The organism is Vibrio sp. nBUS_14 (assembly GCF_051201655.1).
Lineage (GTDB): Bacteria > Pseudomonadota > Gammaproteobacteria > Enterobacterales > Vibrionaceae > Vibrio.
The window spans coordinates 1,028,338-1,048,106 of the sequence record NZ_CP179207.1; the positions used below are offsets into that span (position 1 = coordinate 1,028,338).

The window sequence follows — 19,769 nt, forward strand, 5'->3', positions numbered from 1 at the left end:
TTATCTCGTTGCGACAACAACGATCACCGTTAGCAGCAAGGCGACACCGACACCGCCGCCCACATACAACAACGTTTTGTCGTTGTCTTGTGGTCTGTGTGACCCTGTCACTGCGTTGCCGTTGTTATCTTTGATTGGCTGTTGCGGTTGTTGGGTGGTCGCTGCGTTTTTTGAGTGGTCGCTTGTGGTGGCGGTTTTGATAATGCTTCCAAAACCTTCACCCACGTCGTCCAACATGCCGGAACCGAAATTCCCTAAATCTTCTAAAAAAGACAAACGCTTCTCCTTACACTAAGTCAGGGCGAACGACTTCTACCGATTCAACGATGATAGGAATTGAACCGACAGGCTGTTTGGTCTTCACCGTAAATTTCAGCTCTGAGCTATGTGCGGTTGGAAACAGCTCATCGATGTAGAAACCGCGCATGATTGGATCGAAGTGGAAACAGTCAGCTTGCCAGAAACGGCGGTTACGCTTGGCGCGCATTTCTTCAAGAGCTTTTGAAGAATCAAACACCTTCACAAAATCACGGTGAATTTGAAGCGCGTGAATTTCGCCGCTCATAAAGTGCATGCGGCGTACTAACTGCAACGGACCCGAAATCAATTCGAGAAATTCGTTTTCAGTCGATGACGCTTGCATGGTTTGCTTTTTGATTTTTGGCACAAGTACACGAACGGCCTGACGAGCTGACACGGTCGCCCATGCTTGTAACTGGATAGAGGGGGCGTTTTCTTGGCTAGTTGCTGCAACTTCGACTTCGAGTGTTATGTTATCGCCCGATTCAGTCACAAGGCCTGTGTAGCGAACACCGTTTTTAGTTTTTGCACTAATATCAGCAAGCGGAATTGTGAAAAAGCCTTCGGTTTGCGCTAGGCCTTTGTAAGCTTCTAGTGCCTTAATCAGCTCACCATCGAGCACGATAATTTCATCCGCGTTCAATGTGATAGTGATGCGTTTTAGCTGCGCGGCACTGAGATTCGTTTCAAGGAAAATCTCTTCGTAAGTAGGGCCGATAGGTAGGGTAAGCGTTGCTTTCTCACCGTAGCCTGTACCTGTGAATGAGTTAAGTTTGGTTGGAGTCGACATAGTATCTAACTCCCTTAACCAATTGTGTCTTCGACAGCGTCAACGTTGTTTGACGCCCAGACCATACCCGCTGCAACGATTGCCGCGATACCTGCAATGATGCCAATGTTTTTTGCATTCAATTTCATTCTTAGATTTGCTCCAATAAAAAACCGTCCGGTAGTGGACGGTCTTATTGGTACTGCTTTATGTGCCTTCGATGCCTAATGGTTATGTACCTTAGATATGCATTAAGTGTGATTTATTTCACATTTACCAACGGATGCGGCCTTTTTCAACGACCACGCCGTATTGCTTGAAGTAGTCAAATTTGACTAATTTTGACTGTTCATTGGCACATATTCCGGTGAGGTCTTCTAAGTATCGACGGCTCTTGGGCGTCTTCGTTAGCATGATGTAGCCATATTCACAGTTATCGATGATGGTCTTTGGTACTTCTTGGCCACGTTGGAATAGGTTGATGGTGTGAATGTTGTAAGAGCGACCAAGGCGAAGCAGCTTGCCATGGTAACCCGTTGCTTTACCTGAGCTTGTCGAGTTCTCCGCGACTTCTTCACAAATGACCTTGAGCGGCTTCTTGTGCTTCCCATCGCCACAACTCCACACTACACGGCAAAACAGATCGAAGTCTTTAGCACAAGGCTCTGAGGGGCGATAAGCTATCTTAAAGCCTTGCTTGGTTTCTCGTCCGGCCATTAACGCACTGGCGAACGTGCGTAATTTGCCATAAACACGAATCTTTCGGCCTACGATAAGGCCGTCATATTCACGTTTTGGATCGTAAATGGCGACTTGGTCAGTCGATGAGATAAGCAGTTTTTTGGCTAAGGACGATTTACCCGAACCCGACATGCCGACAATGTAGGCATGGTGGTTATCAAGTGCGTTGTTATTGTTGATTGGTTCCATATCTAACCCTAAAAAAAAAGACCGCCCGAAAGTGGGCGGCCTTAGTGTTACTGCTTTATGTGCCTTAGATGCCTAACACCAAGCGGGTTAGATATGTATTAAGTGTGATTTGTATCACTTAAAGGCTTAATGAGCGGTGTGTTGCTCTTTTTCTTTCTGCGCTTCGTTAGCTGCATCGATGGCCGCTTGCTTATCGGCTTTTTTCAGGCTGCGGTGCTGAAGATAGAGCGAAGCGGTGATGCTGAGAGCCACCATACCCAAGGAAATCTCTTCCTTGTATTTCACCGCCCAGGGTGGAGGCGCAACGTTGTATTTTAAAATCACCGGTGCTGCGGCTTTTGCCAATGCGTGGGCGTTGTCTTCACCAATCTCTAGACGTTCATCGAGCATTTCTTTTACAGCGAAGTCAGCCATGCCAACACCGACAAGAACGGTTTCTTGTGTTGCTTCTAGCGCAAGCTGTTGAGCGTTTACCGCTTCGGCTTTTTCATCTGCTTTGTCTAACGCGGCTTGCGGGTCGAACTCATTTTCTAGTTCTTCTAGGAACTCGCTTTTGTCTTGCTCTGTGTGCGTTTCAATTTCTTCAGCATCGATGACAGGTTGATCGAGTTCTGGTGTGTTTTGTTTTTTCATGGGTAGGGTGTCCTTATACAGCTCGTAAAACAGTGACGGCTTTACCAAGGGTTAAGCCAATGAATGCACCGATGCCAGCGCAAAATAAAGTTGATACGCCTTTTGGCTCTGTATCACTCTTAGGGGGTTCGGTTAGGGCTTCCTGCAGAACTTCGAGTTCTTCGGTTTGCTCAACGGGGGCAGGGTTCAATTCCTCTAAAGGCTTGTGCTGCTTTAGATAGTCTTGAGTATTGGCATTGCTGCGCTGCTCCGTACACTTACAAACGTGACAACGTCCCTTTAGGTAGGCCGAACGTTTACCGCTGCACTGGCTGACTTCCATCGCTTCATTGCAATTAGGGGCGGTGCATTTCACATAACCTAGAATCATTGTTCTTCTCCTTGAATCTGCTTGAGCTGTTCGCGTAGTTCATCGATTTGTTGCTGTAGGTTTTCGAGCGCGGCCACTTTGCTGTCGAAGATATCGCGGGCAGCTTCGAAGTTTGTGATCGCGTATTCCTTTACGGTACCGACCAATTTAAGAGGGGATATTTTCGGCCAATCTGGAGACGCGTCCTCGAGAACGCGGCGCGATTCTTTGATGCCGTTTATGATTTGGGTGAACTGTTTTTTGAGGCTCATAGGACAATGGCCTCGCTAACTAAGCCAAGCTTTAGCAGGACATTAGCAGGCACTTGCGCCTGTCCCGTTTCCCAACGCGAAAAGGTAGCTTGAGTGATTTCAAGGTTGTTTTGAGAAATGAAGTCTTTCTGTTGTAGGCCAGAACGTAAACGTGCATCACGTATCAGTTTAGCCGTAATAGGGTACTTATATTTGGATGGTTCCATAGCTCGTTGCCTTAACTGACGTTAAAAGAAACAAGCCGGAGGTTTTACGAACGATTGATATTATACATGGTTCTTATGGGTAGGGTACTTGTTTTATATGTCTTAGTGGTAATGTTAACCCCTCGGTTTTGGGTTATGGCTGATGGTCATTGAGTCATTTTTCTGTGATAATTTAGTTGCTTATAAGGGTGTGGTAACCAACTAGATTGCTAAAAAACGCACCCATCGAATATTAATAACGCTGAGCATAAACTGGGATAGGTGTATACAAAAATGGCTAAAGAATGGGTAGATGTAGTAGATACTGCGGTAAAAATAGGGTTTGGTTCTTTGATTACCGGATGCTTTACGTATCTAGGTATTAAATTTGCACATAAATCGGACAAAAAGAAGTTCATGCTTGAGCATAAAGTTAAACTAATTGAAGAGATATCTGAGCAAGCAGATGCATATTTTATTGCATGGATATCGGTGGTCTCGAAAATTGCAGGTATCACTAAAACGCTGCAGTATGATATTGAAATGGTTGAGCTAACGTCCAGTCAAATTAGATCAATTAAAGCTAAAGATAATATTCTAGTAGAACAATGGTCGTCGAAGGAATCCATCAAATCTAAATTACGTTTGCTTAATGCTAACCCTGCAGGAATAGCGTTTGTAGACTGTTCTAACCTAGAAGGTGAACTTAGGGATATCCTCTTTTTTCAAAAGAAGTATCCAAATTATAATGAAATTTGTGCGTATAAAGAACGAGTATCTTCTGCACAACGTAAATTTCATAAAGCCATAGCGAAAACATACGAAGACCTTTCTGCTTAACAAAGCGATAAGGTTCACAAGTCAATTTTGTAGGTTTTTTTGTTTGTGTTTAATGACAGGTGACGTTCTTGTCGCTATTGGAAAGGAATAGTTAAAATGTTGAATAGAGATAAAGAGTTGTGGTCAGTCTCAGAGATTAAATGTGCCTACGTTCAAGATTTCGCACAAACCATAGAGTTAGTAAACCAAACAAAAGGTGCGAAATTATGGAAGGAGTATTCTGATTTTCTTACTTATGTTGAACTTCTCGAATCTTGTTTAAACGATGTTTTAGAACATATTAAGATATTTGGTGAAGAGACAAAAATAGATGACTTTTGGTACCCGACTTATGATGCCAAACGAAAAGTTAGAGAATTAGAAATACGTAAAGCAATATTTAGTGCCTCTTCTGCAGTGATGGGGGTGGTTGGTAACTTTAGAAAATTATCAACACAATTCCCAGTACCTGATACAAACAAAAAACGTCTTGAAATTATTGGCGAGGATGGTTTACATGAATTTCTTCAAGAACTACGTAATGAGATCAGTCATGTTAAGCTTGCAGAGGCTAGCTGGGTATTAAAAAGAGATTTTGTTAATAAAACACGTAACGTACATTTCTACTTTCATCAAGAAGATATTCAAGGATTTAGCGATTGGAATCTGGCAGCTCGCGAATATTTCAAGAAAAACAATGCTAAAGTTGATGTATATAATACCTACAGTGATTATCTAGGACGTGTTCAAGCTTATTATGCTTGGTTCAAGGAAGCATTTGCTAGTGAGTATGAGCCAATGATTTCCTCACACCATACGAACGTTTCTTCGTTGCAAGGTGTAGAAAACTATTTCCGCTGGAACATGATTGAAGCAAAGACTCATAGCAGAGATGCACTTTTTGAACTGCTTCCGAAATACCTCTCTATCTCTGAACTTGCTGAACTAGATAAATCAAAAGATGACTGTTCTCAACAAGCTGAAATCATACTTAATTCAATAAACACTAATAATTCCTTTACTCCTGAACTGATTGAGAAAATCAAAATGAAGGTAGAAAGTAGTTGTTAAGCTTTTTTGCTTGAGCAAGTTGATACTCTGTTTAAGCTTCTGAGTGATACTAAATACATAAAGGCCACATCTCGTGATGTGGCCTTTATTTTATCCGTTCTAAAATCTAGCCTTTTCCACCTGCTAGAATCATCGCGTAGCGATAGGCTCTTAGAATCACGTCCATCCTATCCCAATCTGTAGAGTTACCATTCTTTCGTTGTGTTTCGTCCACAGGCGCACAAGGCCGCAAGTCGCTTGCGACTAAGAAAGGCCGCTTCATTAACTTATCCCCGAGTTTCGAGGGGGTAAAAGCATTAATACCATTACTATCCTTAATATCATGGTTCTAGTCGAAGACTATGCGGGCTAAGTAAATAGAGTAGGGAATGGTAGTAAGAACTAGGAGTAGTTTAGATCCATATATACGCGACTTTTGCACAAGCCAAACGAGATCGAGAAAATGCCAACCTCAAGCGATTGAAAAACAACCTACTTGTGGATAAGTTAGAGTGAAATAAATGGTGAGAACGGCCATAATGAGCCAATTTAAGATAGGAATTGCGTTGATAGATCGCAAATAACGCCAGTTAAGGCGCATAGAAAAGAGTTTAGGCTATTGTGGTATTGGGATTGGTTTCTTAGCTTCTGCCGCTTCTTTGCGGCGTCTGCGTAGCAGTGTAATTGGGGTTTGAATGTATTTCACTGGACGGCCAATGCGGTTAGCAAAGGTTTTAAGCCAACGTTTAGACGCGGTCTTGGCTTCTTTGTACTGTTCAAAGATACCGATATCGTGAAAATATGCGTCTGTTACTCGTTTAATAGACGCTAGGCCGCGCCATTTTTGCAGGTTGTCTTTGCCTGTGTAGGTTTCTCTAGGTTGTTTGGATGTGATCCAACCTTTGTTAAACGCGAACTTGACGCACTGTTTAACACGCCAGATAGGGAAATCGCAGATATCAGCAATGTAACCCCAAGAACGCAAAGCAAAGCCGTCCTTTGTTGCGACGCCAATCTTATTTGAGCTTAGGCACATTTCGTTTACTAAGGCTTTCATTACGATCGCAATATCACGAGCAAAGCTCTTACGAACGCCACGGCCATTAGCTGTAAGGAAAGCTATAGAACTAGATGGACATTTAACAATCTTATCCAAAACAGAGCGATTGAGAGCCGCCAGTGGGCGGTCTTTACGCTGTTTTTTGGTTAAGTCGTACATACTCATGTGAGTTAGTCCGTACCAAGCATTTTTGTTAGGCGGAAAAGTTCGTTCAAAGCGCCACGGTAATAATTAGCCGATGCTTCTTTGGTATGCGAGGTTAAAGACGGGTTTGCTTGGTATTCGTCACTGTGTTTCTGTAACACTTCCATGCGGTCTTTGATTATATCGACAGGGGTTTTACGTTGATTTGACATGGTGTTGATCCTTTTTTAATAAGTCTGGTCAATACTTAAAGCCTTGGAACATCACTCATTTTTCAGACAGCCCCCATAAAAGCTTCGAATCAATTAGGGGGCTTAAAGGATGTTCGCAAAGTCTCCCGACTTGACGAAGTGTATTAAAGTTCATTTCAACTTTGCTGTACATACTAACGGTACAGTGACGGTATGGATTATCCTTGTCCGAGGAGGTGAAAAAATGATAACAACCTTAGATTTATTAAACCGTTTATGTGAATTAAAACAGGTACATAGCACTAGAGAAGTTGCAAAAGTACTAGGGATTGGACACACAACGGTACAAAATTGGCGAAATGGCACGACAATGAGTGACGATCTAGCATGTGAAATAGCAGAAATGTTGGGATTAGACGTAGACCTTACTTTGTTAGCCATCCTAGCCGAAAGGTCTAAGAATCAACGTACAATTGAAGTAATTGAACGAGTGATTGAAGACAAAAAAACAGCATAATTTGATAGGCAAAAAGTAAGGGTATCTGATTGATTTAATTAAGAAAGATGCCTTTATTTTTTGCCTATCCCACTGCGTATTATGTACGTTATGTTAAATTTGTTTTGGTATTAATAAGGCAGGTGTCTTTGTGTGATGCCCTGCCTTTATTCGGTGTCGATATTGTCTGATTTATACTGTATATTTAACCATAATGACTATTTACCATAAAATACCTAATATACAGTGATAATAATCTTCGATTTTAACCTTGGTATTAGGTAGAAGAGATTAACCGCCTGAGAATTTAACTTTATAGCCTTTCTTTTCAAGGTGCGCTTTTATCTTGTCACGCGCGTCGCCTTGAATCTCGATGTTGCCATCTTTTACTGAGCCGCCGCAGCCGCACACTTTTTTAAGTTCTGCAGCCATTAGTTTTAATGGAGCGTCATCTAGGTCTAAGCCCGTTACGACAGAAACGCCTTTGCCTTTGCGGCCTTTGGTTTCTTTTTGGATTCGAACAATACCATCGCTTTTAGGACGTTGGACTTTCTCTTCTTCAGGTGTGATACGACCTGTCTCTGTTGAATATACTAGGCTCATAATTTACTTCTTTTGTTGCTCTGCTTTTTGTTTTGCGAGTAAGTAAGCTTCTATATGACGCTGGATTGCAATCTTGCCGCCTTTAATTAAGCGACCGTTAAACATGCAATACCAAGCGTTAGGCTCACCGGTGTCATTCTTGATCTGATAGCCATTGAAGTTTTCAGTTAGACCATCAGTTCCTCTCGACTTATTTAATGCAGTGAACTCTTTAGGGTCAATAATAGACGCGGTGTCAATCCACCAATCAATACTCTTCTTCACAGCAGCTAGGTTGCCCTGAATAACATTGTTTTTTAACTTTGCACGCCAAATGGTGTTATTCGCATCCATCGTTTGTAGATGGACGCTACGGTAAATTGAATTAGCCATATCTATTGATCATCTTTTTGTTTTCACAGTATTAATCATAAGTATACTTTTTATGATATCAAGCATAACATGACAAAAAAACCTGTTAAGGTACGGTAATTTGAGAAAAAAAATCCCTATTTTGTCTGACTCTATGACAATTAATTCATTTGTCGAAAAATTAAACAGCAATGCGTCAGTTGAAATTATAGATGAGTTAACAGGATACCAATACTCTCGCAACTCACTGTTGGGAATCTACTGTGATTGGAATCGCTACCACGCGTTCTGTACTAAAAAACGCATTAATACTCTTCCTGCCTCTGTAACGGCAATTCGTCGTTTCTTAGAGACTGAATCCAATAACAGAAAATACGCATCGTTGAAACGTTACACTGCAACACTTAGTTTGTTGCACACTGTGCTTGGTTTCGCTAACCCTATCAAGCATCGGCAAGTTCGCTTTACCCTACTCCACTTACAAGCTCAAATGGCCGGTGATGCTAAGCAAACCAGTGCAATGACATCGAAACACCTGACTGAATTGAACACGCTGCTTTTACATGATAAAGCAAACTTAATAGAGATTCGCGATATCGCTATTTATAATGTGATGTTCGAGTGTGCTTTAAAGCGTTCAGAACTAAAGTTGTTATCGACCAGTGATGTTGAGAGTACCGACAGTGATTATCAGATAACGATTAAAGATTCTGTGTATCAGCTTTCACAAGTCGCGAGTGTTGCACTCGAGCGTTGGCTTGCATTTACTGGAACACAAGATGATTTACCGGTCTTTCGCGCGATAGATAAGCATGAAAACATCGGACTTAAAACTTTGGACGATTCTTCTATCTATCGGATCTTGCGCAGAGCGAGTGATTTACTACAGCTAGCAGAAAATCATCACTTTTCTGGCAATTCCATTCGTGTTGGCGCAGCACAAGAGTTGTCGAAACAAGGTCTTAAGGTAAGAGAGATTCAGGACTTTGGTCGTTGGCTCAGCCCTGCGATGCCAGCTCAATACGTTGGCAATTTTGATAATGCAGAGCGTGAAAAAATGAAGTTTAAGGCGATTCTTCCCTGGCAGTAACTACAAGTTTTAAAAACCTGTTTTAGAAATTAGGCTTTTAATAACGGCTAGATTAAAAACAATAATGCCTTGGCAAAAAGCACAAGGCATTAGTTTGTCAGCGTCTCGTTGTTGGGTTCAGCTTTATAACGAGTGATTAGATGAGCTAAGCAAGGCTTGTTCTAACGCAGTTCTCTAAGAACTGACTAAATTTAGGCCCATCATTTTCGACCATTTTAGGGAACATAGAAATCGGCGTCATACCCGGGAACGTATTCACTTCGTTCAGATAGATCTCATTATCTTGTGTTAAGAAGAAGTCGATACGCGATAAGTGACGAAGCTTCATTTGAGAGAAAACTTTACGCGCGCTGTCTGCAATCAATTCACGTTGTTCGTCAGTTAGGTTACTTGCTTCCACTTCAGTCATTGAGTGGCTATCTGCACTGTATTTCTCTTCATAAGAATAGAATGCGCCATTCGGTGCAATCACCTCGCCCGGCTTACTGATATAAAGCTTACCATCAAGTTCATACGCAGCAACTTCCAGTTCTCTTGGAACGACTGACTTCTCGACAAGTACTTGATCTGAGAAGGTAAACGCTTTATTGATCGCTTCGCTTAGATCTTCTACTTGGTTTACTTGATAACAGCCAACAGAAGAACCTTGACGAGCCGCTTTCACAAATACTTTACCCCAATTTTCAAAGGCTTGAGTTGCTTGTGAGTGAGTTTGATCTGTGTTGTCTGATAGAAACAGGTACGGTGTGTTTGGAATGCCCAGTGCGTCATACCAAAGCTTCGACGTGATCTTGTTGAAGCTGTTGTTACTTGCTTCAGAACCACAACCTAGATACGGAATTTTCGCCAGTTCAAACAGTGACTGGATGTCACCCGTTTCGCCTGGGAAGCCGTGAATACAAGGCACAATGAAATCTACTTTTGAGTCGAGTTCATCGCCACGTAAAGCTTGATTGTTGATATCGAGATAAACCAATTCACCTGAATCAAGACACCAGCCTTCGTTTTTAATCTCAACTCTTACAACGTTAAAATCTGCAACGTTATTGAGTTGTTCAAAAAGGTAATTGGCCGAAACTAAAGACACTTCATGCTCTGAAGATCCACCGCCGCAAAGTAGAAGGATGTTTGTGGTGTTCATGGGTAAATTCGGTCCTTGAAACTAGGAATACTGACTTCAATGATAAACAAAAGTCGAAATAGGTACAGTGTTTTGAACGTTAAATTTGTGTCCGAAAGAACGAGCGATTAACTATTAAACAAAACGGTTCGTCTTAAAAAAAAGAAGGAGCCTTTGCTCCCTCTTTATGAATTAAAACTTAGTTCAACTTGTTAAGCGTTGGGTATTCAGAGTTTTTGATGTCATCAATGCTCTTAACGAACGGCTTCAAGTTTTGAAAAGTGGTCGGCAGAGTTGAAATCGCCTTTTTAGCTTCTAAGCGTGTCGCGTAATCACCGTAAAGGACGGTGAACCACTTAGTGCCGTTAACCATTTTGTAGTTTTCCCAAACTGGTTGAGAAGTCGTTGGTAGCATTTTCACGAAAGAATCGACTTTAGTTTGGCTACCAACAGCAACAACTTGAACTGTGTAACCAAAACGCTGGTTCATGTCTTGCTGTTTCTTGGTTGGGCCTGTTACTACTGCAACGGGTTTAGCCCTAGTCGTTTGAGTCACTTTCTGTTCAACAGGTTGAGTCTTGATAACGTTGACGACATTTTCTTCAACAACGCCTGTTTTCTCAGATTGAGATATAACTGGAGCTTCAACTTTGGCAGTTTTGTACTCTTCTTGATAGCTATCTGAAGTTACATTAGTCACGTAGTCGTCAGATACACATGCAGCCAAGAGCAGTGGCAAAGTCGCAATTGCAAATTTTTTCATGGAAAGCTCTATATCCTTAATAATAATTACTATAAATCATGCCGATACGTCGGTTTAGAATCAAGTTAACTCTGAGATTATACACCAATAGTAGGTGACCTATTTCACAAACTTTATGCAGTGTTTGCTTATTCATCTGAATTCGGTGAATTTGCCATCAACCTGTGAATCGAAAGTAAGTTACGATTAACTTACGTGCATTGCTAGGATATGTCTATGAATCATCTTGATCCTCTCCTTAAACCCCGCTCGATCGCTGTTGTTGGTGCTTCTCAACGAGAAACTCGAGCGGGATATATCGTTATGAACAATTTGTTGCATGGGGATTTTAAAGGTGCAGTGATGCCGGTTACGCCGAAATACGATTCAGTGGCCGGTGTACTTTCTTATAAGAACATTTTGTCGTTACCTATCGTTCCAGATCTTGCGATTTTGTGTACCAACGCGATACGCAATGTTGCCATCATTGAAGAGTTGGCCGAGAAAGGGATTGCGTCAGTGATCGTGCTCTCTTCCGACATGCACCGGCACAGCGATAACGGAGAAACGTTTGATTCAAGATGCCTAGCCATTGCCAAAAAACATAACATCCGAGTGCTTGGCCCAAATAGCTTGGGGATTATCGTCCCTTGGCTTAATTTGAACGCGTCTTTCTCTCCTGTAACGGCACTACCTGGCAAAATCGCGTTTGTTTCTCAGTCTGCGGCTGTTTGTACCACGATCCTTGATTGGGCTAACGACAAAGAGATAGGCTTCTCTGCTTTTATCTCGATAGGTAATGGCAGTGACATCGAGTTTTCAGAGCTATTGGATTATTTGAGTACTGATTCGCACACTGAAGCCATCTTGCTTTATGTCGATAGTATTAGTGATGCGAGGCGTTTTATTTCTGCGGCACGTGCGGCTTCCCGTAACAGACGAATTTTGGTGTTAAAAGGCGGTCGAACGGCCAAAGGCAGAGCTGCAGCCATGGCACACACAGGTGGAGCCGACACACTAGATATTATTTATGACTCAGCAATTCGACGTAGCGGCATGCTCCGAGTTAAGAACTTGCATGAACTGTTTGCCGCGGTAGAAACGCTGACTCATTCGGTGCCACTACGTGGTGAACGTCTCGCTATCGTCACCAATGGCGGTGGCCCTGCAATTATGGCTGTGGATACTCTGTTTGACCGTGGTGGCAAGCTTGCTGAACTATCCGAGCATACTCTAGATAAGCTAAGTGATGTATTGCCGTCGAGTTGGTCGCACAGCAACCCTATCGACATTGTGGATGATGCGGGCGATCAGCGCTACATTGATACCATTAACACGCTGCTTGATGGGGATGAAGCCGATGCCATTCTGATCATGCACAGTCCTTCTGCTATCGCACATTCAGCCCAAACGGCTGAGCGAATTATTGAAGCGATTAAGAAGCACCCTCGCTATAAACGATTCAATATATTAACCAATTGGTCTGGTGAGCTGACTGCAAGGCCAGCAAGAAAGCTATTTACGGAAGCGGGTATTCCAACCTATCGAACACCGGAAAGTTCTGTGGTCGCATTCATGCACTTGGTCGAGTACAGACGTAACCAACGCCAGCTAATGGAAACACCAACGACGGCTGAAAAAGTTCACATTAAAGACTTGGCCGATGCGAAAAATTGGATAGAGCGCCAACTACTGGATAAAGACACAGTTAGTCTTGATACTCATCAAAACAGCCAGTTTTTCAAACACTTCAACTTAGATGTTCTGCCAACTTGGATCGCTTCTGACCCAAGTGAGGCGGTACATATTGCTGAAACGATTGGTTATCCCGTTGCGGTAAAGCTCCGTTCTCCAGACATCGCGCATAAATCAGATGTACAAGGTGTGATGCTCAATCTGAGAAACAGTAGTGAAGTGGCGAATGCAGCTCAAGCGATTCTCGATCGATCTCAGCTGTCGTTCCCTACCGCGCATATTCATGGGCTGTTGATTCAAGGAATGGCTAAGCTTGCAGGCGGACAAGAGTTACGCGTGAAAGTCACAACCGATGAAACCTTTGGTCCTATCATTTTACTTGGCCAAGGGGGTTCTGAGTGGGACGAATCTATTGATGCTGCAGCCGCCTTTCCACCACTGAATATGACTCTAGCTCGTTACTTGATTATTCGAGCGATAAAGAGTGGTAAGATTCGCCTACAAAAATTGCCTAACCCGATCGACATTGAAGGGCTATCTGAGTTGCTGGTTCGTATCTCTCAAATGGTAGTCGATTGCCCTGAAATACACGATTTGGATATCCATCCAGTATTGGCCAATGGTGACAAGTTCACGATATTAGACGCGGATATTATCTTGAAAGCTTATGAGGGAGACCCGCAAGAAAGGCTCGCGATTCGCCCATACCCAGTCGAACTGGAAGAAACGATAGAATTAAAAGATGGGACTGAGGTACTGCTGCGACCTATCCTTCCGGAAGATGAGCCGCTTCACGCTGACTTTATTAACCGAGTCTCTAAGGAGGATCTGTATAAGCGTTTCTTTAGTGATGTCGGTGAATTCAATCATGAGGCATTGGCGAATTTTACTCAGATTGATTTCGATAGAGAGATTGCTTTTGTGGTCGTTCGTAAGGAACAAGGTCTGCCTGCTATCATCGGTGTTTCAAGAGCACTGATTAACCCTGAGAACACGGATGCAGAGTTTGCGATACTGATACGGTCTGATCTGAAAGGTGTTGGCTTAGGTCGCATACTGATGACTAAGGTTATCGATTACTGTCGTGCTAAACAGATCAAGCAGATGTCGGGAATGACGATGCCAACGAATAGAGGGATGCTGACACTAGCTCAAAAGCTTGGTTTTAAGCTAGACATCAGTTTTGAAGATGGTACTGCTGATATGGTTTTACCGTTATTTGAGTGACCATGTCTTTTTAAGATGTTGAATACACCAAGATTTGGCGTCGCCCATTTTGTTGCGTCGCCAAGCCATCACAATATCGATAGGTTGTGGTTCTGTTCCCGAAATCTGCTGTAGAACGCCAATTTCGATCAATGGTTTCGCTATAACACTCGGTAATGTACCAATCCCTAATCCCGTCGTCAGAGCTTCTACTTTTGCTGTGAAGCTCGTGACCGTTAAACGTGGTTGTTTCTCTAGAATATTACGACTTAAAGCGGGTTGATCGCGCGCTGTATCCGCAATTGCGATCACCCTGTAACTTTCTCTCACCTTTTGGTCGAACTCACCCGAACGTTTGTGAACGTAGTGGTTTGATGCCGCAACCCATACCATTTCCATTTTGCCAATTACGTCACTTTTTATGTCGTTCGGTATTGTATCGAGCTTAGGGCATACCAATAAATCGGTACGGTCATCTGTTAGAGATTCCCAACAACCCGCTAAGATTTCTTCTTGTAAACGAACACGTGTTTTGCTGATTTTCCCGAGTTCGTCGACTAACGGGAAGAAATTGGCAATCGGAATGATGCCATCAAAGGCAATGGTTAAATCTAGCTCCCAGCCATTAGCAAGAATACTCGCATCGTTAACGAGTTGTTCAGTGGCACCAAGAATGATTCTACCTTGCTCTAATATTAACTGCCCCGCTTCCGTGAAATTTGCACGGTGGCCTGAGCGATCAAAAATCATGATATCTAAGTCTTGTTCTAACTTCTGGATTTGATAACTCAATGAAGAAGGCGCTCGGTCCAGTTCATTCGCTGCAGCGGCGAAACTCCCACGACGATCAATGGCATCTAGTATATGTAGTGCTTCAAGTGTTATTGGGCTATGCATCAGTATCCAACTCTATAAATGAGATATTTGTCACAAAAATGGAAGCATTCATCAGCTAAATGGAACGTTTAAAGCTTTTAAAATACAACGGGTTATACGGTTAAAACAGGTTTAAACTGACGAAATCGAAAATAAGCTCAAATACAAATAATAGTAATTATCATTTAGATCCAATATTATCTTTCGCAAATCAAGATAAGACTATGGAATTAAGGTAACTATCAGATGTATAAGCAATCCCTACTCTCTGCTTCAATCGTTTTAGCGCTTTCATCAACCTCAGCCTTTGCTGAAGATTATGCCCTATTTGACGAGGTTGTTGTATCGGCCTCCCGTTCTGAACAACAATTAGAAGATGTTGCAGGTTCAGTTTCTGTTGTCACGGCAGAAGATATCGACAAAAATATGACTTCTGATATCAAAAGCGTTTTTGACTATACGCCAGGCGTTTCAGTTGAAAGTGATTCACGACATGGCGCTCAGAGCATAAAAATCCGTGGCTTAGATGGTAACCGCGTAAACATTATTGTAGATGGTGTGGTTCAACCTCAAGCTTACGATTCAGGCAGTAGTTTCGTCCAGGGTACGCGTTTGAAAACTGATCCTGAAATGATTAAGTCTGTTGAAGTCGTTAAAGGGTCTGCATCGAGCCTATACGGTTCTGATGGTATTGCAGGTATTGTCGCATTTGAAACTAAAGACCCTGAAGATTTTCTAGGTGAAGGCGATGATTTTGGCGGCCAAGTAAAGTTAGGTTACTCATCAAAAGATAAACAGTTTTCTGAAAATTTCGTTTTAGCTAATCGCAACGGTGATGTTGAGTCTATGCTCGCTTACACTCGTAGAGACGGAGGTCAACTTGAAAACTTCGGTAGTACAGATGAAGATACCGATTACTCAAATGATAATGTTCTCGGGAAATTGAATATTACTTTAAACGAGAACCACAAAATTGGTTTTACTGGCGAGTACAATAACTCGGTAACAGAGAGCTATTTAGGTGATACTGGCATGCGATTCGGTATGGGCAGAAACGACATTACAGGAATGACTGCTTCTTATCTTGGAACGGTCGCTTGGGATAAAAATGTCAGCGATGATACAGATAAAACCTATCGAGTTGGTTTCAACCACGAATGGCTATTAGATACCTTACTCGTAGATCAAGTAGACTGGTCTGTAAATTTCCTATCAAATGAAGTAACAGCCAAAACTATTCGTAATGGTTCGGTTTCAAGCTGGATGCCAATGGATAGCATTTGTAGGGCTCCTAGAATGTGTACCGAGCCAACTAACCAGGATCAAGTTGATGAGATCAAAGACTACCTTTATAAAGAAGAAACTATTTCATTTGATGCTCAGCTAGATAAGTTTGCGATGCTTGGTGGAGTAGAACACTACTTTATATACGGCGTTTCGTTTAGCTCTAAGGATATAGAGAACACTAATGCGACAATTGATAATATTAGTGGTTCAACAAGTTACACTTTCTATCAACCGAATGCTACAGAAACTAAATTTGGTCTATTTGTTCAAGACACGTTTACTATCGGTGCTTTAACTATAACTCCGGGAATTCGTTACGACTCATTTGAAACTGATCCTGATACCAATACTACAGGTATTCCTGATCTAACATTCGATAAGCATAGTAGCGATGCGTTGACTGGTCGTCTTGGCGCAATATACTCTCTTAACAATGAAATGAATATCTATGGTCAAGTAAGCCAAGGCTTCAGAGCGCCATCATTCAAGGAATTGTTTTATGCTTATGAGGGTGGCTCATATGCAACACTACCAAACCCAGATCTAGAAGCAGAAGAAAGTATCACATACGAGACGGGGATTCGTTATACGAATGACTACTCTAAGAGCTCATTTGGTATCTTCTACAGTGATTACGACAACTTTATTGATAGCCAAACGACTTACAACAATACAGAACTTCCAGACGGTGAAACTAAAAATGTTAACATTGCTAAAGCAACCATTAAAGGTTTTGAAGTTTCAAATACTCTATTGTTAGATGAGTTAATCAGTGCTCCGAAAGGTATGAGTACTAACTTGGTTGCTGCATATACCGAAGGTGAAGATGGTGACGGAAAAGCACTAAATAGTGTTAACCCTTGGAACGCTGTTGTAGCACTCAACTATGATGCACCTAGTGCTAATTGGGGTACCAGCTTAAAAGTTAACTATACTGCTAAGAAATCTTCAAGTGACATCAACTTCGATGAAGTTGCAGATCAAGCAGGATTACCAAGTGCTACTGTTGTTGATTTAACGGTGTACATCGTACCAATGAAAGACCTGACAATTCGTGGCGGTATCTTCAATATTACAAACGAAGAATACTACAGCTGGAATGATGTTCGCGGAAACACAGAGCTTGACCGCGATGAAACGCAAGCTGAGCGTAATTACTCTATTACGGCTAAGTACGAATTCTAATTCGTTACAAGTCTGAACTGCAAAAACTAAAAAGCCAGCTATCAGCTGGCTTTTTCAATTTCACTAAAAGTTGTATAAAAAAGGAATAAAGTGAAATTACGTCTTACTTCTCTGCCATTTCTTTCTTAACCATTACTGCAGAAGCAATGATGAAAGTGATGATTAGGCCTAGTTCCATGATTAACTCCAAAGAAAATTAACATTAAACAGATAATTCGCGAGCATAGTAACACAACGAATACAGAATGATACTTTTTAACCACTAAATTACTTTTTATTCGATTTAGATCAAAAAAGATGCCCTAAAGCATCTTTTTGTACATTAACTATCCATGAAGCGACTAGATCAACCAGGGAAACCATCAGGGTTTATTGACTGCCAGCGCCACGTATCTTCAGTCATATCAGTCAGTGTGCGTGTCGCATTCCAGCCCAACTCTTTCTGCGCTTTAGCCGGATCAGCCCAACATTCTGCTATGTCACCTGCTCGTCGCTCAACAAGTTTATAAGGGATCTCCTTACCACTTGCTTGTTCAAAAGCCTTGACCATATCTAAAACACTAGAGCCGTTACCCGTACCAAGGTTGTAGATGTGAAGACCATCTTTGCGCCCTACTTTCTCAAGTGCTGCAATATGACCGTCAGATAGATCCATTACATGGATGTAATCACGTACCCCAGTGCCGTCTTTTGTTGGGTAATCGCTACCAAATACTGATAAGAATTCACGGCGGCCTACGGCTACTTGAGATACGAATGGCATTAGGTTATTTGGAATACCTTGTGGATCTTCACCTAGTTCACCACTTGGGTGTGAACCTACCGGATTAAAGTAACGCAGCAGTGTAATGCTCCAATCTGGATTCGCTTGTTGAAAATCCGTTAGACACTCTTCAACCATAAGTTTGCTACGACCATAAGGGTTCGTCGCACTCGTTGGGAAATCTTCAGTAATTGGAACACTTGCTGGATCGCCGTATACGGTTGCTGACGAACTAAAAACCAGTGTTTTAACACCAGCTTCGCGCATTGCATCAACAAGAACTAGCGAACCATTTACATTGTTGTCGTAGTATTCAAGAGGTTTAGCAACGGATTCACCAACCGCCTTCAAACCAGCAAAGTGGATAACAGCTTCAATGTTATGTTGCTTCATGGTTTCAATCAGCAGTGCTTTATTACGAATGTCGCCTTCAATAAAATCAGGACGAACGCCAGACACTTTCTCGATACGTTCTAATACGCTCGGTTTGCTGTTATACAAGTTATCAAAAAGAACAGGCGTCATGCTTGCATTGATCATTTGGATACTTGTGTGACTGCCGATGTAGCCCATACCACCTGTAACTAAAACATTCATGTTTAGCAGACCTTTTAATTAAAAATACTCAACCTATCACCTATGATACAACAACTTAACGCGAGCTAAAAGAGATCCGTACTGTTGATTTTATTAATGCCTCGCGGATACGATACCATCTAAGAACTTATAAATATTTGGCACCAAAACTTTGAAATAAATCACAGTTTAATTCTGTCATTTATACGAACGTCAGTAAGAACTTAAACGTAAAGGATTGAAAGCAAGTGACAATGAAGATTTTGCTTAATTGCGACATGGGAGAAAGTTTCGGCAATTGGAAGATGGGCGATGATGAATCGGTCATGGAATGGGTCGACATGGCGAATATTGCCTGTGGGTTTCACGCCTCTGACCCTCATGTGATGTCTAAAACCATTAAGCTTGCCGAGCACTACCATACTCAAATAGGGGCTCATCCTGGCTATCAAGATCTTATTGGCTTTGGGCGACGTTCAATCCCTCACACTATGAACGAGATCAGCGAACTAGTTTGCTATCAAGTGGGCGCACTGCAAGCCCTGTGTCGTTATCACCATACAACGGTTGGGTATGTGAAGCCTCATGGTGCCCTTTATAACGATATGATGGCAAATACCGATGTGTTTAACGCAGTCGCTCAAGCGGTTGCTGAGTTCAACATCCCTTTAATGATCCTCTCTTCCTGTGATAACCAACAGTATTTAGACATCGCTGATGATCATGATTTGCCTCTACTCTTTGAAGCGTTCGCAGACAGAGCTTATTTAAACAGTGGACAGCTAGCGCCGAGAACGTTAAAAGGTTCAGTTTATGTCAATCAAGATGATATCTATAACCAAGTCATGCAGATCGTCAATTACGGATCAGTCACAACGCTCGAAGGTGAACGACTCCCTATTGAAGCCGACACGATTTGTGTCCATGGCGATAATCCACAATCGATCGCATTGATTAAAAAAATTAGACAAGACCTCAACGCTTTTAATTAATACTGCGAAAGCTATAAAGCTATAAAGCTATAAAGCTATAAAGCTATAAAGCTACAAAGCTATAAAGCTATAAGCCTGTAAGTTT

22 protein-coding genes are annotated in these 19,769 nt (G+C 42.1%); 7 read left to right on the forward strand and 15 right to left on the reverse strand.

Features of this window, described 5'->3' with window-relative positions; all coding sequences use genetic code 11:
* The 7 genes from ACMAZD_RS22335 to ACMAZD_RS22365 form a co-directional block, all read right to left on the reverse strand.
* Entirely contained in the window at nucleotides 1–276 is a 276-nt protein-coding gene (locus ACMAZD_RS22335) for a hypothetical protein (RefSeq protein ID WP_050622392.1), read from the reverse strand.
* A 10-nt stretch (nucleotides 277–286) separates the two neighbouring features.
* On the reverse strand, nucleotides 287–1,090 hold the full coding sequence (locus tag ACMAZD_RS22340; protein WP_050622393.1) for a major capsid protein P2: 804 nt from the start codon (nucleotides 1,088–1,090) through the stop codon (nucleotides 287–289).
* A 252-nt stretch (nucleotides 1,091–1,342) separates the two neighbouring features.
* A complete protein-coding gene (locus tag ACMAZD_RS22345; protein ID WP_435249524.1) occupies nucleotides 1,343–1,999 on the reverse strand; it encodes an ATP-binding protein in 657 nt (218 codons plus the stop codon).
* Between the two features lie 126 nt (nucleotides 2,000–2,125).
* Nucleotides 2,126–2,632, reverse strand: a complete 507-nt coding sequence (locus ACMAZD_RS22350; RefSeq protein WP_435249525.1) for a hypothetical protein — start codon at nucleotides 2,630–2,632, stop codon at nucleotides 2,126–2,128.
* A gap of 13 nt (nucleotides 2,633–2,645) precedes the next feature.
* Nucleotides 2,646–3,002, reverse strand: coding sequence for a hypothetical protein (locus ACMAZD_RS22355; RefSeq protein ID WP_102535740.1), 357 nt, complete (start codon nucleotides 3,000–3,002; stop codon nucleotides 2,646–2,648).
* Nucleotides 2,999–3,253, reverse strand: coding sequence for a hypothetical protein (locus ACMAZD_RS22360; RefSeq protein WP_065607194.1), 255 nt, complete (start codon nucleotides 3,251–3,253; stop codon nucleotides 2,999–3,001). Before ACMAZD_RS22360 ends, ACMAZD_RS22355 begins: the two co-directional genes overlap by 4 nt.
* The gene (locus ACMAZD_RS22365; RefSeq protein WP_004737993.1) at nucleotides 3,250–3,459 is read right to left on the reverse strand and encodes a transcriptional regulator; all 210 of its coding nucleotides are present in this window, start codon (nucleotides 3,457–3,459) and stop codon (nucleotides 3,250–3,252) included. Before ACMAZD_RS22365 ends, ACMAZD_RS22360 begins: the two co-directional genes overlap by 4 nt.
* A 273-nt stretch (nucleotides 3,460–3,732) precedes the next feature.
* On the opposite strand from ACMAZD_RS22365, the gene ACMAZD_RS22370 reads away from it, so the two are divergent.
* Together ACMAZD_RS22370 and ACMAZD_RS22375 are read left to right on the forward strand one after the other, a co-directional pair.
* Nucleotides 3,733–4,278, forward strand: coding sequence for a hypothetical protein (locus ACMAZD_RS22370; RefSeq protein WP_372227842.1), 546 nt, complete (start codon nucleotides 3,733–3,735; stop codon nucleotides 4,276–4,278).
* 96 nt (nucleotides 4,279–4,374) lie between these two features.
* Nucleotides 4,375–5,328, forward strand: coding sequence for a hypothetical protein (locus tag ACMAZD_RS22375; RefSeq protein ID WP_435249526.1), 954 nt, complete (start codon nucleotides 4,375–4,377; stop codon nucleotides 5,326–5,328).
* A 595-nt stretch (nucleotides 5,329–5,923) separates the two neighbouring features.
* On the opposite strand, the gene ACMAZD_RS22380 is transcribed toward ACMAZD_RS22375, so the two are convergent.
* Both ACMAZD_RS22380 and ACMAZD_RS22385 read right to left on the reverse strand, forming a co-directional pair.
* Nucleotides 5,924–6,532 carry a hypothetical protein gene (locus ACMAZD_RS22380; RefSeq protein WP_435249527.1) on the reverse strand — a complete coding sequence of 203 codons (609 nt, stop codon included), beginning with the start codon at nucleotides 6,530–6,532 and terminating at the stop codon, nucleotides 5,924–5,926.
* A gap of 5 nt (nucleotides 6,533–6,537) precedes the next feature.
* Nucleotides 6,538–6,723, reverse strand: coding sequence for a hypothetical protein (locus ACMAZD_RS22385; RefSeq protein ID WP_108167705.1), 186 nt, complete (start codon nucleotides 6,721–6,723; stop codon nucleotides 6,538–6,540).
* A 223-nt stretch (nucleotides 6,724–6,946) separates the two neighbouring features.
* Between ACMAZD_RS22385 and ACMAZD_RS22390 the strand changes: the two genes are divergently transcribed.
* Nucleotides 6,947–7,219, forward strand: a complete 273-nt coding sequence (locus ACMAZD_RS22390) for a helix-turn-helix domain-containing protein (RefSeq protein ID WP_076647672.1) — start codon at nucleotides 6,947–6,949, stop codon at nucleotides 7,217–7,219.
* A gap of 270 nt (nucleotides 7,220–7,489) precedes the next feature.
* On the opposite strand, the gene yciH is transcribed toward ACMAZD_RS22390, so the two are convergent.
* Nucleotides 7,490–7,801 (reverse strand): stress response translation initiation inhibitor YciH, encoded by a 312-nt coding sequence (yciH, locus tag ACMAZD_RS22395; RefSeq protein WP_435249528.1) that lies wholly within the window; start codon nucleotides 7,799–7,801, stop codon nucleotides 7,490–7,492.
* Nucleotides 7,802–7,804: 3 nt separating this feature from the next.
* Nucleotides 7,805–8,173, reverse strand: coding sequence for a DUF3319 domain-containing protein (locus ACMAZD_RS22400; RefSeq protein WP_435249529.1), 369 nt, complete (start codon nucleotides 8,171–8,173; stop codon nucleotides 7,805–7,807).
* Nucleotides 8,174–8,273: 100 nt separating this feature from the next.
* Between ACMAZD_RS22400 and ACMAZD_RS22405 the strand changes: the two genes are divergently transcribed.
* Nucleotides 8,274–9,242 carry a tyrosine-type recombinase/integrase gene (locus tag ACMAZD_RS22405; protein ID WP_435249530.1) on the forward strand — a complete coding sequence of 323 codons (969 nt, stop codon included), beginning with the start codon at nucleotides 8,274–8,276 and terminating at the stop codon, nucleotides 9,240–9,242.
* 145 nt (nucleotides 9,243–9,387) lie between these two features.
* On the opposite strand, the gene ACMAZD_RS22410 is transcribed toward ACMAZD_RS22405, so the two are convergent.
* The gene (locus ACMAZD_RS22410) at nucleotides 9,388–10,383 is read right to left on the reverse strand and encodes a D-alanine--D-alanine ligase (protein WP_435249531.1); all 996 of its coding nucleotides are present in this window, start codon (nucleotides 10,381–10,383) and stop codon (nucleotides 9,388–9,390) included.
* A 178-nt stretch (nucleotides 10,384–10,561) separates the two neighbouring features.
* A complete protein-coding gene (locus ACMAZD_RS22415) occupies nucleotides 10,562–11,125 on the reverse strand; it encodes an SPOR domain-containing protein (RefSeq protein ID WP_435249532.1) in 564 nt (187 codons plus the stop codon).
* 216 nt (nucleotides 11,126–11,341) lie between these two features.
* Here ACMAZD_RS22415 and ACMAZD_RS22420 point away from each other — a divergent pair, with 216 nt between their 5' ends.
* Nucleotides 11,342–14,026 (forward strand): bifunctional acetate--CoA ligase family protein/GNAT family N-acetyltransferase, encoded by a 2,685-nt coding sequence (locus tag ACMAZD_RS22420; protein ID WP_435249533.1) that lies wholly within the window; start codon nucleotides 11,342–11,344, stop codon nucleotides 14,024–14,026.
* Here ACMAZD_RS22420 and ACMAZD_RS22425 read toward each other — a convergent pair.
* The gene (locus ACMAZD_RS22425; RefSeq protein ID WP_435249534.1) at nucleotides 14,015–14,902 is read right to left on the reverse strand and encodes a LysR family transcriptional regulator; all 888 of its coding nucleotides are present in this window, start codon (nucleotides 14,900–14,902) and stop codon (nucleotides 14,015–14,017) included. The two genes, ACMAZD_RS22420 and ACMAZD_RS22425, sit on opposite strands and share 12 nt — an antisense overlap.
* Nucleotides 14,903–15,127: 225 nt before the next feature.
* On the opposite strand from ACMAZD_RS22425, the gene ACMAZD_RS22430 reads away from it, so the two are divergent.
* A complete protein-coding gene (locus ACMAZD_RS22430; RefSeq protein WP_435249535.1) occupies nucleotides 15,128–17,353 on the forward strand; it encodes a TonB-dependent hemoglobin/transferrin/lactoferrin family receptor in 2,226 nt (741 codons plus the stop codon).
* 346 nt (nucleotides 17,354–17,699) lie between these two features.
* Here ACMAZD_RS22430 and galE read toward each other — a convergent pair whose 3' ends face one another.
* Nucleotides 17,700–18,713, reverse strand: a complete 1,014-nt coding sequence (gene galE, locus ACMAZD_RS22435; RefSeq protein ID WP_435249536.1) for a UDP-glucose 4-epimerase GalE — start codon at nucleotides 18,711–18,713, stop codon at nucleotides 17,700–17,702.
* Nucleotides 18,714–18,940: 227 nt separating this feature from the next.
* Between galE and ACMAZD_RS22440 the strand changes: the two genes are divergently transcribed.
* On the forward strand, nucleotides 18,941–19,684 hold the full coding sequence (locus ACMAZD_RS22440) for a 5-oxoprolinase subunit PxpA (protein ID WP_435249537.1): 744 nt from the start codon (nucleotides 18,941–18,943) through the stop codon (nucleotides 19,682–19,684).
* Nucleotides 19,685–19,769: the final 85 nt, after the last annotated feature.

Bases quoted from the DNA above. Each gene is read 5' to 3' on its own strand.
- ACMAZD_RS22355 (WP_102535740.1), bottom strand. From the start codon at position 3,002: ATGATTCTAGGTTATGTGAAATGCACCGCCCCTAATTGCAATGAAGCG.
- ACMAZD_RS22415 (WP_435249532.1), bottom strand. From the start codon at position 11,125: ATGAAAAAATTTGCAATTGCGACTTTGCCACTGCTCTTGGCTGCATGT.
- ACMAZD_RS22340 (WP_050622393.1), bottom strand. From the start codon at position 1,090: ATGTCGACTCCAACCAAACTTAACTCATTCACAGGTACAGGCTACGGT.
- ACMAZD_RS22350 (WP_435249525.1), bottom strand. From the start codon at position 2,632: ATGAAAAAACAAAACACACCAGAACTCGATCAACCTGTCATCGATGCT.
- ACMAZD_RS22420 (WP_435249533.1), top strand. From the start codon at position 11,342: ATGAATCATCTTGATCCTCTCCTTAAACCCCGCTCGATCGCTGTTGTT.
- ACMAZD_RS22425 (WP_435249534.1), bottom strand. From the start codon at position 14,902: ATGCATAGCCCAATAACACTTGAAGCACTACATATACTAGATGCCATT.
- ACMAZD_RS22360 (WP_065607194.1), bottom strand. From the start codon at position 3,253: ATGAGCCTCAAAAAACAGTTCACCCAAATCATAAACGGCATCAAAGAA.
- ACMAZD_RS22375 (WP_435249526.1), top strand. From the start codon at position 4,375: ATGTTGAATAGAGATAAAGAGTTGTGGTCAGTCTCAGAGATTAAATGT.
- galE (WP_435249536.1), bottom strand. From the start codon at position 18,713: ATGAATGTTTTAGTTACAGGTGGTATGGGCTACATCGGCAGTCACACA.
- yciH (WP_435249528.1), bottom strand. From the start codon at position 7,801: ATGAGCCTAGTATATTCAACAGAGACAGGTCGTATCACACCTGAAGAA.
- ACMAZD_RS22345 (WP_435249524.1), bottom strand. From the start codon at position 1,999: ATGGAACCAATCAACAATAACAACGCACTTGATAACCACCATGCCTAC.
- ACMAZD_RS22385 (WP_108167705.1), bottom strand. From the start codon at position 6,723: ATGTCAAATCAACGTAAAACCCCTGTCGATATAATCAAAGACCGCATG.
- ACMAZD_RS22400 (WP_435249529.1), bottom strand. From the start codon at position 8,173: ATGGCTAATTCAATTTACCGTAGCGTCCATCTACAAACGATGGATGCG.
- ACMAZD_RS22410 (WP_435249531.1), bottom strand. From the start codon at position 10,383: ATGAACACCACAAACATCCTTCTACTTTGCGGCGGTGGATCTTCAGAG.
- ACMAZD_RS22430 (WP_435249535.1), top strand. From the start codon at position 15,128: ATGTATAAGCAATCCCTACTCTCTGCTTCAATCGTTTTAGCGCTTTCA.
- ACMAZD_RS22390 (WP_076647672.1), top strand. From the start codon at position 6,947: ATGATAACAACCTTAGATTTATTAAACCGTTTATGTGAATTAAAACAG.
- ACMAZD_RS22380 (WP_435249527.1), bottom strand. From the start codon at position 6,532: ATGAGTATGTACGACTTAACCAAAAAACAGCGTAAAGACCGCCCACTG.
- ACMAZD_RS22365 (WP_004737993.1), bottom strand. From the start codon at position 3,459: ATGGAACCATCCAAATATAAGTACCCTATTACGGCTAAACTGATACGT.
- ACMAZD_RS22370 (WP_372227842.1), top strand. From the start codon at position 3,733: ATGGCTAAAGAATGGGTAGATGTAGTAGATACTGCGGTAAAAATAGGG.